The organism is Sphingobacterium alimentarium (assembly GCF_004342685.1).
GTDB lineage: Bacteria > Bacteroidota > Bacteroidia > Sphingobacteriales > Sphingobacteriaceae > Sphingobacterium > Sphingobacterium alimentarium.
Genome location: NZ_SMBZ01000027.1, coordinates 1 through 14,186, shown reverse-complemented (window position 1 = coordinate 14,186; position 14,186 = coordinate 1). Strand labels below are relative to the sequence as shown.

The following is a 14,186-nucleotide window of genomic DNA, read 5'->3' as shown; positions in this document are numbered from 1 at the left end:
TTGCTACAAGATAAACCCTCATTCCTTTGGGTTCTTACCAAAGGTCCCAGACCTTTCCGAACAACCAACGACGGTAAAACAACCATACCCTTCCCTCCCAATCAATCTACCGCGTACCTAATTGTAAGTAAGGATTTCCAGACGAGGCTTAATTAATTTTCATTTAAAGAATTAAGCTTAATCCGTTGACCTTTTTTTCGTGTCAAAGTCGGTTTATTGGCCAAAAAAGCATTGTTGGTGTGATATTTGCTTATTGCAAGGGCGAGGTTATGAGCTATGATTAGCCTCCTAATCCTAGAAAAAAAACATTTAATAATAATCTATGATCTTGATTGTCGATGATAAAAAAGAGAATATCTTTTCATTAAAGACCCTTTTGGAGTCCAAGAATTTTGAAGTGGACACATCTTTATCAGGTGAAGAGGCCTTGAAAAAAGTATTACGAAAAGATTATGCGCTCATAATCTTGGATGTGCAAATGCCCGGCATGGACGGATTTGAGGTAGCCGAAGCATTATCGGGCTACAGCAAGACCAAAGATATTCCTGTGATATTTTTGACAGCAAATAATACGGATAAGAAGTTTATCACCAAAGGTTATGAATCGGGTGGTATTGACTATATTACCAAACCGGTAGATCCCGATATTTTATTATTGAAAGTTCGCACATTTGTTCGGTTGTATGAGCAGACATTATCCCTGAATGAAGCCCAACAGAAACTTCAACTGGAAATTGAAAGCCGCAAACAGGCACAGGAAGAGCTGAAAACGCAGGTGGAACATTTGCATTCCACCATGGAAAGCTTGCCTCAGATTGCTTTTACCGCTGATAATCAAGGTAATATCACATTCGTAAACCACAATTGGTATAAGTATTCTTTATCATCTGCACGCTTTCCGGAGACTCACCCCGATGATTTAAATGCCTTGCAGAATTTTCAACTCAATTGCCATTCGCTGCATGCACCTGTAGAGCGGGAAATACGGATAAAGGAAATCGAAACCAACACCTTCCGCTATCATTTGTTGCGCATCATCCCTATTGCGGAAGAAAACAAAGTATGCAACTGGGTGGGAACACTCACTGATATCAATGATCAAAAACTGGTAGAAAGCAAAAAAGATGAATTTTTAAGTATCGCCAGTCATGAGTTAAAAACCCCATTGACGGGTATAAAGGCTTATATACAACTTGTAGAACGTGTAGTCACGAAATCGGACGTACCGACAGCTCCCCTATACATTGAAAGAGCCAAAGATGAGGTCTTAAAATTAGAAAGCCTGATCGCAGACTTGTTGGATATTTCTAAAATTCAAAATGGCCAGCTCCAGGTCAATAAGAAGGAAATAGATTTAGAAAAGATCATTAGCCATGCGATTGATACGATCCACCAAACCTACCCTTCCAGCCTAGCTATTGAGCGCCAGGGAGATTTATTTGACCAGCCTATCTATGCTGACGCCATGCGTATCGAGCAGGTGTTGGTAAATTTTCTGACCAATGCCATCAAATATTCGCCCGATGCCGAAAAGGTAATCATCAAAACTGAGGTACAAGAGGATGATATCTTGATAGCTGTTCAAGATTTCGGAATCGGAATTCCAGCAGAAAAACAGAAACATATATTCTCCAAATTCTATCGTGTGGAGGAGTCTTCATTAAAATTCCAAGGCTTAGGAATAGGTCTATATATCTGTGCTGAAATTCTCAAACAGCATCAAGGAAATTTTGGTGTAGAAAGCAAAGTCGGCGAAGGCACTACAATCTATTTCACATTACCAATTAAACATCATATTACCTATGCCAAAGCAACTTATTAAGAAGTTACAAATTGGGTTTGGAATGTCCTTTATCATTCTACTGGTAACTTCGATCGCCTCCTTTATGAGTGTGCGCAATCAAATCGTACATCGCACGAGTGTATTGAATACCCAATACACATTGCTCCAAGCGGATCGTGTGCTCGTCGATTTACTCAATGCGGAGACAGGTCAGCGAGGTTACCTTTTGACCAATAATGAAGTGTTTCTTACCCCATTTTATAGGGGATTAGAATCGCTTCCCGAATCACTTAACCAGATCATAAAGCAAATTCCCGATACCTCCGTACATGCGGCTAAAATGGACACGGTATCCAGGCTCATTAATTTTAGGATTAAGATCCTAAACGAATTGGTGGAGGCTAAAAAATCGGGTCAGGAAATCGATCTATCCGATCTGGAGCGAGGCAGAATATATATGGATAGCTGTCGTACAATTATACAAGACATCATTTCGGCGGAGTTCGCCAGTCTGAACGAGCGTAGTCGGGCTATGACGGCATCCTCCAATTATACGTCTATCTTCATCCTACTTGCCTGTGTAGTTTCATTGTTTATCACCTTTATTTTCTATAGACAGATACGTAATGAATTTTCTGCACGGGAGAAATTGCAACGTGAATTGCAGACGAAAGATGAACAATTGGCTAAGCGATTGGCTACTGTACAACGTATAGCCAGCAAAATAGCCGAAGGCGACTATACAGTACGGGCTGACGAAAATGAACGCGATCACTTGGGCGGAATCGCAGCAGCGCTAAACGAAATGACCGCAGCACTTCAAGTGTCCTTTGAAGCAATCCGTCAGAATGAATGGAAACAAACTGGATTGGTAAAAATAAACGAAATACTGACTGGCAATAAAGCAGAGCAAACTATTGCGGAAGACGCGTTGACGCATCTTGTTCACTATACAGAATGTACCAATGGTGCTTGCTACATCTTGGAAAACAAACGCCTCATGTTAAAGAGCGCATATGGCATGGAGCATACCATGAAAAATGAGTACGCACCTGGCGAAGGGATGGTCGGCCAAGTCTTTTTAGATAAAAAGATCAGGCATTTTGACAATGTGGAAAGTAATGACTATGTCGTAAGCTTTGCTGTGGGTCAACTCAAACTTTCGCATATTATTTGGTTACCATTGACAGCTAAAGGCGAATGTTTCGGGGTGATTGAGCTTGCTTCATCAAAGCCATTTGAAACTGTGGATATCACATTCTTAGAAGACGCTTGCAAGCTGGTTACGCTCGAGATATTGGCTGCCAAAAGTCGTCAACGCATCCAAATGCTGTTGGAAGAAACACAGGCGCAGTCCGAAGAGTTGCAAATGCAGCACAGCGAACTGGAAGGTCTGAATACAGAATTGGAAGCTTACACCCAAAGGTTACAAGCCTCCGAAGAGGAACTAAAAGTACAACAAGAAGAATTGCTTCAATCCAATCAAGAGTTGGAAGAGCGTGCCAAATTGCTCGAAGAAAAAAATCAGCTTATCGCTGTCCGCAACACGGAAATTCAGAAGAAAGCAGAAGAGCTTGCGCTCAGCACCAAGTATAAGTCTGAATTTTTGGCCAATATGTCGCACGAACTGCGTACACCGCTAAACTCAATCTTACTGCTATCGCGATTGATGGTCGAAAATGATGATAAAAACCTCACCCATGACCAAATCGAATCTGCTAAAGTAATTCAAAGTTCGGGATCGAGTTTGCTGAGTCTAATTGATGAGATTCTGGATTTATCCAAAATCGAGGCTGGCAAGATGAAGTTGGAGTACGAATTGGTTTCACTGAAATCGGTATGTAACGACACCCACAAAATGTTTCAGCCGTTAGCCGCCGAGCGTGGTTTGAATTTCCATACCGAACTCGACGAGACTTTACCAGATTTTATAGAAACAGATAGACTGCGTGTCGAGCAAGTCATCCGTAACCTTATTGGTAATGCTATCAAATTCACGCCTCAAGGTGAGGTGCGTCTATCCATTAAAGCGGATCAAAATCCAAATTATCTTACTATCTCAGTTTCGGATACGGGTATAGGAATTAGTGAAGACAAGCAAAAAATCATTTTTGAAGCCTTCCAACAGGCCGACGGGTCTACACGACGTAGATTCGGAGGTACAGGATTAGGTTTGTCCATTAGCCGTGAAATAGTACGTCTCCTGGGTGGAAGCATTGAATTAAACAGCCGTTATGGTGAAGGAAGTACATTTACCGTACGTATTCCTATCAAACCTATTACCGAAGAGGTAAATGAATTCGAGAGTCCTACGGTGCATGTTACATCCAATATGCCTCAGCCGACCGCTGAATTGATAGTGAATGATCCATATACGCTCAGCGAGATCCCGGATGATATCGAAGACGATAGAGATAATCTAAAACCTGGGGAGAAATGTATATTAATAGTGGAGGATGACACGAATTTCGCTAAAGCTTTGTTGCAATATACGCATCAGCAGAATTACAAAGGTATCGTACTTGTACGTGGTGATGAAGTATTGCCTGTAGTGGAAAAATATCAACCTCTGGCTATCTTATTGGATATTCAATTACCAGTGAAGAATGGATGGGAAGTCATGGACGAATTAAAGAAAAATCCGAAGACCAGGCATATCCCGGTGCATATTATGTCCTCCCTGCAGATGAAAAAAGAAAGTCTGCTCAAAGGTGCAATCGACTTTATCAACAAGCCTATTGCGTTGGAAAAAATGAGCGACATCTTCAAAAGAATTGAAGAAGCACTACAGCGCAATGCGCAAAAAGTGCTTATCGTAGAAGAAAATCCGAAGCATGCAGCTGCCCTGTCCTACTTCTTGAACAACTACGACATCAGTTCGGAAATCAAAAACAATGTGGAGGAAAGTGTCAACACCTTGCTTAATTCTAAGGTAAACTGTGTCATATTGGATATGGGGCTGCCGGATCGCATAGGATATGAGACTTTGGAAGCTATCAAAAGCCATGAAGGGCTGGAAAATCTGCCTATCATCATCTTCACCGGCAAGAACTTGTCGCATACTGAAGAGATGAAAATCAAAAACTACGCAGATTCTATCGTCATTAAGACTGCGCACTCCTTCCAGCGTATCCTGGATGAAGTCGGTCTATTCTTACATCTCGTCGAAGAAAATAATGGCGAACAGAAAAGCAAACAAAATAAACTCGGTGCTCTTGGCGATGTACTGCATGGTAAGACGGTGCTGATTGCGGATGACGATGTGCGCAATATATTCTCGCTGTCCAAAATATTAGAGAAATACCAAGTGAATGTCATCTCGACGATCAATGGCAAGGAAGCGCTCGAAGAATTAGAACGTAATGACAGCATATCGATTGTACTCATGGACATGATGATGCCAGAGATGGATGGCTACGAGACTATTCAAAAGATCCGTCAACATCCAAAGTACAAAAACTTGCCGATTATCTCCGTGACAGCAAAAGCTATGACGGGCGATCGGGAAAAATGTATTCAGGCTGGCGCCTCGGATTACATTTCTAAGCCTGTGGATAAAGATCAACTTTTATCCCTACTACGTGTTTGGTTATATGAGATATAAATTAAGAAGAAAGGAGAAATGACAACAGTGAAAAGAGATGTCGTCTTAATTATCGACGATGATAATCGGAATACCTTTGCTTTATCGCTTACCCTGAAGGCTAAGGGATACAAATTTATATCTTGCTCCTCCGCGGAGGAAGGTCTCGATATAATAGCTACACAGCCGGATATTGGAATCGTGCTGATAGATATGATGATGCCCGAGATGGATGGCTATCAGGCTATTAAAATCATGCAATCATCAGACAAATATCCGGACATTCCTGTGATTGCAGTAACAGCTCAGGCTATGAGCGGTGACAAAGAAAGATGTCTAGCGGCAGGTGCAACAGACTATATTGCCAAACCAATTGATGTAGATATTTTGATGGAAATACTTAGAAAATATATATAAAAATATGGAGCTTGATATTATCAAAGATGAAGAAATAGAATTGTTATTGGAGGATGTATCAGCTTTATATGGTTATGATTTTTCACAATACAGCAGAGCATCTCTCAAAAGAAGGCTCAATCGGATATGTGTCGTGGATAAATTTGCAAGTTTTGCAGAATTACGCTACCGGGTGATCAATGACAGCTCTTATCTACAACGTTTTGTGGAGGAGATCACGGTCAATGTGACGGAGATGTTTCGTGACCCTAATTTTTACAAGAAATTAAGAACAGATATACTTCCGCTGCTCGGCACCTACCCTTTTATCCGTATTTGGGTGGCTGGCTGTTCGACGGGCGAAGAAGCTTATTCCATTGCTATTCTATTGCAGGAAGTAAATTTAGCACATAAAGCATTGATATATGCTACAGATATTAATCCTTCTGTGATCGAAAAAGCCTCCAAGGGGATTTTTCCATTGCGTACGATGAAATTATATTCTGAAAATTATATTAACTCCGGCGGAGTGAAAGATTTTTCAAGCTATTATACAGCTATGTATGATGTCGTTAAATTCCAAAGTGGACTTAGCGATCGTATACTTTTTTCGACGCACAATTTGGTTTCGGACAGTTCCTTCAATGAATTTCAGTTGATCCTTTGTCGAAATGTGCTTATATATTTTGATAAAGATCTACAAAATAAGGTTTTTAGCCTCTTTGACGGGAGTTTGCAAAAATTGGGGTATTTGGCGTTAGGTGATAAAGAAACATTGCGTTTTTCCTCTTTACAAGATAGGTACAAACAAATTCAGAAACACAAAATCTGGCAGAAAAGTAATTAAGTGATCATGGGAACAGATGTATTTTTGATAGGAGGCTCAGCAGGCAGTATTCTTATATTATTGCAGATACTGCCGCATTTGGACAAGGATTTACCTTTTCCGATTGTCATTATTTTGCATCGTAAGTCTTTCCCTCAGAGCTCCTTGCACATATTGCTGGAGACTTCGGCAGCCTTGAGTGTACTAGAAGCAGAGGATAAAACCGAACTTGAGAATGGAAAATGTTATCTTGCCCCCGCCAATTATCACCTTCTATTTGAAACCAAGAGATTACTGGCGCTGGATGCTTCCGAAAAAGTAAACTTTTCGCGTCCATCTATAGACGTTACCTTTGAGTCTGCTGCTCGGATTTTTAAGAATAATGTCGGTGCACTTCTACTTTCGGGTGGAAACCAAGACGGTGTAGAAGGCCTACTGCACATCCTGCAGAATAAGGGTGTTGTAGCTATTCAAGATCCAGCTACCGCCGAAGTAAGTTATATGCCGCAGCAAGCCTTACAGGCAATACCGGACATCAAACTATTGCAGCCAGATGAAATGGCTACTTTTATTAATAAATTGAAATATAATACCTAATAATACAATCATGAAAAACAAAACGATTCTCGTATTTGATGATGATAAAGCTATTTTGGAAATATTTACTATAGTTTTGGAGAGTGCTGGATATAATGTGCAAATATCTGCGACCTCTCATGATATCATTGAGAAAGTAGCGGAAGTCAACCCCGATGTGGTGATCATGGACAATTGGATTCCAGATATCGGTGGTGTGGAAGCTACTCGATTATTGAAGAGTCATGCTGATTATAAACATATACCTGTTATATATTGCTCAGCAAATAATGATGTAGAATCCTTGGCAAATCGTGCAGGCGCAGAAACATATCTTTCTAAACCCTTTGATCTCGATGATTTAGAACAAAAGGTGGAACAAGTGATTGCATCTTCTACGACGTAACTAGATGCATTTTTTTCTAGAGGAGAGACTGTGGTATATGCATCGTATAATCGGCTGAAAATTTGTAGATTAGACATAGCATACCGGATAAGAAAGTAAAGGATGTGGGATCAAGTTCGCTCCGGTAAGTCATTAATTGTAGAATCATATAAGCATTGTAATATGGACAAGTCTAATGAGCATACGAATCCGGAAGCCGAAATCGTAAGTATGCGGATATTCCCCACCTCTAGACAAATTCTGTTTAAGGCTTTTTCGGATCCTCATCATTTAGCACAATGGTGGGGTCCACATGGTTTTTCGAATACCTTTCACGAATTTAATTTTGAGGTCGGTGGAGAATGGCGCTATACCATGCATGGGCCCGAAAAGGGAAATTATGAAAATCATTGTGCATTCACACAGATTATTGTTCCTCAATTGATTGTCTGGAAGAGATTTTCTAAACCGCTATTTCAAGTGATGTTTATTTTTGAAAGTATATCCTCGACGCAAACAAAACTTATATTCAAAATGATATTTGACACCGTAGAGGAATGCAATAAGCTTAAACCGTATGTGGTAGACAAAAATGAAGAAAATTTTGATAGGCTGCTGCTTCAAATCCCACATATCTACTAATAGACTTGTAGAACTAATACATAAAAAAAATAGGATTTCAAATAATTGAAACCCTATTTTTATGTAAAGATTATACCTTATTTTGTTGCTACGATAGTAACTTTGAAGTTGATTTCTTTAGAGATTAAATCATCTTTTTTACCTTCATAGTTTACACCCCAGTCTTCACGTAAAATATTGAAATCTGCAGATGATTTTACAACTGTATCAGAGATTTCATCAACTTTAGCATCGAAAGTAATGTTTTTAGTAATTCCTTTGATTGTCAAATTACCTGAAATAACTACATCAGCAGCAGTAGCACCAGCTTTTACTTCTGAAATTTCGAAAGATGCTTCTGGATGAGATGCAACTGCGAAGAAATCATCAGCTTTCAAGTGACCATCTAATTTCCCTTTGTATTCACCTTCTAAATCTGTGCTGTTGATTGTGTTCATATCCAACACAAAGTTACCGCCTACTAGCGCACCATTATCCACGAAAATCGCTCCTGATTTGATGTCTACAGTACCTTCATGAAAACCACTAACTTTAGTGCCTTTCCAATATAATGTAGATTGGGCAGTATCCACAGTATATGATGTACCTGTTACTTTTTTAGCAACTTCTACTGAATCTGATGTTTCAGCTTTTTTTCCTTCTGGATTTCCAGCACAAGACGCCAATACTAATGAAGCTACAGCTCCAAATAAAACGAATTTATTCATGCGTATATTAAGTTGTTTTTAATTAAGTTACAAAAATAAGATACATTCCTATATTTTGCTTTATTATTTTATTTATTAACAATAAACCGACAATTCCTTAATGCCCCATTGGCTGCGCTTCGATGCGTCTAATGTCCGCTCCTAGTGCTTTTAATCTTTCTTCTATATTTTGGTAACCGCGCTCGATCTGCTCAATATTAAATATAGTGGACTTTCCTTGAGCGGATAGGGCTGCTATCAATAATGATACACCCGCACGGATATCAGGAGAGGACATTGGAATACCTCTTAACTTTGTTTGCTTGTTCAGACCGATCACCGTAGCGCGATGCGGATCACACAGAATAATCTGGCCACCCATATCAATTAATTTATCGACGAAGAATAGTCTACTTTCGAACATTTTTTGATGAATCAGTACATTTCCTTTTGCTTGGATGGCTGTCACCAATACAATACTCAACAAATCAGGTGTGAAACCAGGCCATGGAGCATCAGATATCGTTAAGATAGAGCCATCGATAAATGTATCAATCTCGTAAGAATCTTGAGCAGGAATATAGATATCGTCGCCACGCAATTCCATCTTGATACCCAAACGTTGGAATACCGTAGGTATAATTCCCAATTCTTTATAACACACATCTTTGATTGTGATTTCAGAACCCGTCATAGCAGCCAGACCAATGAATGAACCAATCTCTATCATATCCGGCAACATACGGTGCTCGGTACCTCCAAGGCGTTCTACACCTTCTATCGTCAGTAAGTTAGAGCCTATGCCGGAGATTTTGGCTCCCATGCGATTAAGCATCTTACACAATTGCTGCAAATATGGCTCGCAGGCCGCATTATAAATCGTGGTCGTACCTTTAGCAAGTACAGCAGCCATGACAATATTTGCTGTTCCAGTCACCGAAGCCTCATCCATCAGGATATATGTACCTTGCAAGTGAGAAGCATCCACATTGAAAAACTCATTTTCTACGTCATACACAAACTTAGCACCTAACTTTTCAAAGCCTATGAAGTGGGTATCAAGACGTCGGCGACCGATTTTGTCACCTCCAGGTTTTGGGATTGCTGCCTTACCAAATCTCGCCAATAATGGTCCGACAATCATGATAGACCCGCGTAGACCTCCACCCTTTTGCTTGAATTCTTCAGACGTAAAATAATCGGTATTTATATTTTTGGCTTCAAACTCGTACGTGTCTTTATTTATTTTAGTGGTCGCAACACCCAACGATCCTAATAGATCAATCAATTTATTCACATCCTTAATGTCCGGAATATTGCTGATTGTCATTTTTTCCTCAGTCAATAATACTGCGGACAAAATTTGCAAAGCTTCGTTTTTAGCTCCTTGAGGAATTATTTCACCTTTCAATGGCTTTCCACCGTGTATTTCAAATGCATTCATATATACTATAAAGGATATTTCTTTAAAATGAAATAAGTAACTAATATCTATATGTACTAGTTACTTATTAAAAAATTGTAAATAACGTAAGAATGATTATTTTTTATAATTATTCTGATAATTTTTCTTAAAACCACCACCACCTGTATTGCTGTGTGGTCTTTTCTTATCATTATTATTGTTATTATTATTGCTCTTCATGTTCTGCTTTCTCACCTGCGTACCACCTTTAGTATTGTTATTGGTGTTTTGTGAAGTCTTCACGCGGCTTCCTGGAGGCGGTGTACGGAAATCTAATTTCGTCAACACGACATCCGAAGGCAATATCAATTCACCTTTTGACAATTCTTTTAAGTCTTCAACGATTTGAATATCATTTACAGAATCCTTATTCCATGTCAAATAAGCCATCTTCATGAAGTTGGCAATACCGAGAGTCAGCTTTGCTTTTGTTTCGTCATTGGTAACAGCTACGGCTTTCTGAATCATATCTTCTACGATGTGGCCATAGTGTTTGAAACGAATTCTATGCTGTGGATAAGCTAAACGCTCTGGTTGCTGTCTGATTTCCTCTCGCTTAGGTATAGGAAATGGTGAATCAACGTCGATTTTAAAATCTGAAATTATATATAAATGATCCCAAAGCTTATGCTTGAAATCAGATACATCACGCAAATGCGGATTAAGCACACCCATCATATCTATTACGACTTGTGCCAGTCTATTACGCTCCTCTTTGTCGGGAACAGTACAAATATAGTCCACCATATTTTGCACATTCCTTCCATATTCGGCCAATATTAATTTGGGGCGAGTGCTATTGTAGTCAAAATTCATATAGTGATATTAAACGTATTGATACGTTATTAGTTTATTCAAGTTATCTATGTGTTCTTATTGAACGATTCTAAGTTTTGCAAATTTAAGCAACAATTGTTTCTGTCCCAACTCTTTGAAGAAAATAGTTGCTTTTATATCCGGCTTATTTCCTTCCAGATTGACTACCTTACCAAATCCAAAACGTTCATGCTCCACTTCCATGCCGACTTGGAGATTACTCGTGTCGGACGGCGCAAATCCCGGTGTTGGTACGTGCGCTTTGGGTAATATGGAAGTCGTTTTGACAACCTTCGGCTTGGGTTTCGAAAAAGTATCTTTCTCTTTCGTCTGCCAGGCAATACGATCTGATTTAAAGGCTCCATCTGACGATGGTGCAGAACTACGAGGATTGAAATCTAAGTCTAAGAAACTTGGATTCAGCTCATCAATAAATCGACTCGGCTCACAATTATTCAAAGTACCCCAGCGGTAACGTGAGGTGGCATACGATAGATGCAATTTCTTTTCTGCGCGTGTTACAGCCACATAAAATAATCGTCGCTCTTCCTCCAGCTCACTTCGCGAATTTAAGGATAATTGCGATGGAAACAAATTCTCTTCCAATCCGACAATAAATACTACCGGAAACTCTAATCCTTTGGAAGAGTGGATAGTCATTAACGACACTGTATCTGCATTTGGATCTTTGTCATTGTCATCATTCGTCAACAACGCAACATCCTGAAGGAATACATCCAACGTTTTTTGTTCGATATCTTCGCGTTCCGAAAACTCCTTGATACCATTCAGCAACTCCTGAATATTTTCATAGCGTGCCAGTCCTTCGACCGACTTGTCCTCATACAAATCCTTCAATATACCCGAATGCTGTGCTATGTGCATAGCGGTATCGAAAGCAGAAGAATTATTGCCAACAGCCTGAAAACTCTGAATCATTGTCGCAAAATTCGACACTGAAGTAGCACTACGCCCATCCAAAAACATCTGTGCATTGGCTACAATATCCCACAGTCTGTATTGATTGCGGTCGGCTGCCACAATAATTTTTTCGATCGTGGTATCTCCAATTCCTCGGCGCGGGTAATTAATTACACGCTTCAATGCTTCCTCATCATTGGGATTATATGTCAATCTAAAGTACGCAATTAAATCCTTAATTTCTTTACGTTGGTAGAAAGATGTTCCACCATAAAGTTTATAAGGGATATTGAGCTTGCGTAGGGATTCCTCCATCGCACGAGACTGTGCATTGGTACGGTAAAGTATCGCGAATGCTTTATAATTCAACGATTTAAGCGCTTTCTCCTGCAAGATAGCCTCTGCCACGATTTTTCCTTCTTCGTTGTCAGAAAAAGCTCGTGCCACTTTTATCTTATCACCATCTTCATTTTCTGAGAACACATTTTTCTCCAGTTGATTTTTGTTGTTCGCAATGATACTGTTGGCAGCATTGACAATAGTTTTTGTAGAGCGGTAATTCTGCTCCAACTTAAACACTTTTACATCTGGATAGTCCTTCTGAAAATTCAATATATTCTGAATATTCGCTCCGCGGAATGCATAAATACTCTGCGCATCGTCACCTACCACACAAATATTTTCATTGACCGCAGCCAATCTTTTCACAATTAGATATTGCGAGAAGTTGGTATCCTGATACTCATCCACCATCAAATATTTAAACTGATGTTGGTATTTGTACAATGTTTCAGGAAATTTATTCAACAAGACATTGGTCTTGAACAATAAATCGTCAAAATCCATTGCGCCCGCACGATAACAACGTTGTGCGTAAGTCATATACACCTGTCCCATCTGTGGACGACCATTCTCGCGGTCTTCCGCCAAGAGAGCTTCATTCTTATTATACTCCTGAGGGGAAATAAGATTATTCTTGGCCGAAGAAATACGTCCATATACATGATTGACATTGTAGAGCTTGTCATCCAGATTCATCTCTTTGAGAATAGCCCTCAATAAGCTCTTGGTGTCATCCGTATCGTAGATCGTGAAATTCTTAGGATAGCCAATCAACTCCGCTTCGACACGCAATATACGTGCAAAAATAGAGTGGAATGTACCCATCCATATATTTTTTGCTTCGGACCCTACTACGCTCATAATACGCTCGCGCATCTCTTTTGCGGCTTTATTAGTAAACGTCAGTACTAAAATATTAAATGGGTCTACTCTTTTTTGAATAAGGTGGGCAACTCTATAAGTAATTACACGTGTCTTTCCTGAACCAGCCCCTGCTACTATCATTACCGGCCCTTCGGTTTGTTCTACAGCAGCACGTTGGGAGGGATTTAATCCTGCTAAATAATCCAAAGTATAATGCGTTATTTTTTCCGTTAGAAATAGGATGTAAAGTTAGGAATTTTGATTCAATCTACCGCATGCATACCGGAATTATTAGCACTTTTGATTACCTTTATGACTTAAACCTTACAACATGAAAAGACTTCTTTTTATCCTGTTTTTGCTATCGAATGTGACCTTATATGGTCAAAAAGCGAAGTTACCGCAAGGTTTTGTGTATGTCACCGATTATATTCCGCACATCGAGGTGGATATGAAATATCATACCGCACACAATTTTGTTGGCCGTCCGATTGATGGTTATCACAGCGCAGAAGTCATTCTGACGGAGCGTGCCGCCCGAGCCTTGCAGCAAGTCGAAAAAGAACTGAATAAAGAAGGTCTCGGTCTGAAAGTATTTGATGGCTATAGACCACAGATAGCGGTCAATCATTTCAAAAGATGGGCAAAAGACATTAAGGATACGTTGATGCGCCAGGAGTTCTACCCCCAAGTAGACAAGCGGGAATTGTTCAAAAAAGGTTTTATAGCTTCCAAATCGGGACATAGCCGCGGAAGCACCATTGATTTGACCATTATTGATCTCAAAACCAAGAAAGAATTGGATATGGGTGTGCCCTTCGACTTTTTTGGAGAGGAATCTGCGCATAGCTATGCTAAGCTATCCCCTTCGCAAAAGAAAAATCGTCAAAAGTTGAAAAGT

At 39.8% G+C, this 14,186-nt stretch carries 12 protein-coding genes; 8 read left to right on the top strand and 4 right to left on the bottom strand.

Features of this window, described 5'->3' with window-relative positions; all coding sequences use genetic code 11:
- Positions 1 to 322: 322 nt before the first annotated feature.
- The 7 genes from EDC17_RS10510 (at position 323) to EDC17_RS10480 (ending at position 8,191) form a co-directional block, all read left to right on the top strand.
- A complete protein-coding gene (locus EDC17_RS10510; protein WP_132778041.1) occupies positions 323 to 1,822 on the top strand; it encodes an ATP-binding response regulator in 1,500 nt (499 codons plus the stop codon).
- Entirely contained in the window at positions 1,803 to 5,387 is a 3,585-nt protein-coding gene (locus EDC17_RS10505; protein WP_132778040.1) for a response regulator, read from the top strand. The genes EDC17_RS10510 and EDC17_RS10505 overlap by 20 nt, the downstream gene beginning before the upstream one ends.
- Positions 5,388 to 5,405: 18 nt before the next feature.
- Positions 5,406 to 5,783 carry a response regulator gene (locus EDC17_RS10500; protein ID WP_132778039.1) on the top strand — a complete coding sequence of 126 codons (378 nt, stop codon included), beginning with the start codon at positions 5,406 to 5,408 and terminating at the stop codon, positions 5,781 to 5,783.
- Between the two features lie 4 nt (positions 5,784 to 5,787).
- Complete coding sequence (locus EDC17_RS10495; RefSeq protein ID WP_132778038.1) at positions 5,788 to 6,609, top strand: CheR family methyltransferase; 822 nt, start codon at positions 5,788 to 5,790, stop codon at positions 6,607 to 6,609.
- Positions 6,610 to 6,615: 6 nt separating this feature from the next.
- Positions 6,616 to 7,185, top strand: a complete 570-nt coding sequence (locus tag EDC17_RS10490) for a chemotaxis protein CheB (RefSeq protein WP_243646119.1) — start codon at positions 6,616 to 6,618, stop codon at positions 7,183 to 7,185.
- Between the two features lie 10 nt (positions 7,186 to 7,195).
- Positions 7,196 to 7,570, top strand: coding sequence for a response regulator (locus tag EDC17_RS10485; RefSeq protein WP_132778036.1), 375 nt, complete (start codon positions 7,196 to 7,198; stop codon positions 7,568 to 7,570).
- A 102-nt stretch (positions 7,571 to 7,672) separates the two neighbouring features.
- A complete protein-coding gene (locus EDC17_RS10480) occupies positions 7,673 to 8,191 on the top strand; it encodes an SRPBCC domain-containing protein (RefSeq protein WP_243646118.1) in 519 nt (172 codons plus the stop codon).
- 77 nt (positions 8,192 to 8,268) lie between these two features.
- On the opposite strand, the gene EDC17_RS10475 is transcribed toward EDC17_RS10480, so the two are convergent.
- From EDC17_RS10475 to EDC17_RS10460, 4 genes are all read right to left on the bottom strand, one after another.
- Complete coding sequence (locus EDC17_RS10475; RefSeq protein ID WP_132778035.1) at positions 8,269 to 8,898, bottom strand: YceI family protein; 630 nt, start codon at positions 8,896 to 8,898, stop codon at positions 8,269 to 8,271.
- A gap of 97 nt (positions 8,899 to 8,995) precedes the next feature.
- On the bottom strand, positions 8,996 to 10,321 hold the full coding sequence (gene murA, locus EDC17_RS10470; RefSeq protein ID WP_132778034.1) for a UDP-N-acetylglucosamine 1-carboxyvinyltransferase: 1,326 nt from the start codon (positions 10,319 to 10,321) through the stop codon (positions 8,996 to 8,998).
- Positions 10,322 to 10,417: 96 nt separating this feature from the next.
- Positions 10,418 to 11,158: a DUF4290 domain-containing protein gene (locus tag EDC17_RS10465; RefSeq protein WP_132778033.1), complete on the bottom strand. Its 741-nt coding sequence runs from the start codon at positions 11,156 to 11,158 to the stop codon at positions 10,418 to 10,420.
- Between the two features lie 57 nt (positions 11,159 to 11,215).
- Entirely contained in the window at positions 11,216 to 13,492 is a 2,277-nt protein-coding gene (locus EDC17_RS10460; protein ID WP_132778032.1) for an ATP-dependent helicase, read from the bottom strand.
- A gap of 124 nt (positions 13,493 to 13,616) precedes the next feature.
- Between EDC17_RS10460 and EDC17_RS10455 the strand changes: the two genes are divergently transcribed.
- Positions 13,617 to 14,186 (top strand): M15 family metallopeptidase (locus EDC17_RS10455; protein ID WP_132778031.1); only part of this gene is annotated, 570 nt, incomplete at its 3' end.

Coding starts and splice junctions, on each gene's coding strand:
- EDC17_RS10505 (WP_132778040.1), top strand. CDS start 1,803: ATGCCAAAGCAACTTATTAAGAAGTTACAAATTGGGTTTGGAATGTCC.
- EDC17_RS10510 (WP_132778041.1), top strand. CDS start 323: ATGATCTTGATTGTCGATGATAAAAAAGAGAATATCTTTTCATTAAAG.
- EDC17_RS10495 (WP_132778038.1), top strand. CDS start 5,788: ATGGAGCTTGATATTATCAAAGATGAAGAAATAGAATTGTTATTGGAG.
- EDC17_RS10480 (WP_243646118.1), top strand. CDS start 7,673: ATGTGGGATCAAGTTCGCTCCGGTAAGTCATTAATTGTAGAATCATAT.
- EDC17_RS10485 (WP_132778036.1), top strand. CDS start 7,196: ATGAAAAACAAAACGATTCTCGTATTTGATGATGATAAAGCTATTTTG.
- EDC17_RS10475 (WP_132778035.1), bottom strand. CDS start 8,898: ATGAATAAATTCGTTTTATTTGGAGCTGTAGCTTCATTAGTATTGGCG.
- EDC17_RS10500 (WP_132778039.1), top strand. CDS start 5,406: ATGACAACAGTGAAAAGAGATGTCGTCTTAATTATCGACGATGATAAT.
- EDC17_RS10490 (WP_243646119.1), top strand. CDS start 6,616: ATGGGAACAGATGTATTTTTGATAGGAGGCTCAGCAGGCAGTATTCTT.
- murA (WP_132778034.1), bottom strand. CDS start 10,321: ATGAATGCATTTGAAATACACGGTGGAAAGCCATTGAAAGGTGAAATA.
- EDC17_RS10465 (WP_132778033.1), bottom strand. CDS start 11,158: ATGAATTTTGACTACAATAGCACTCGCCCCAAATTAATATTGGCCGAA.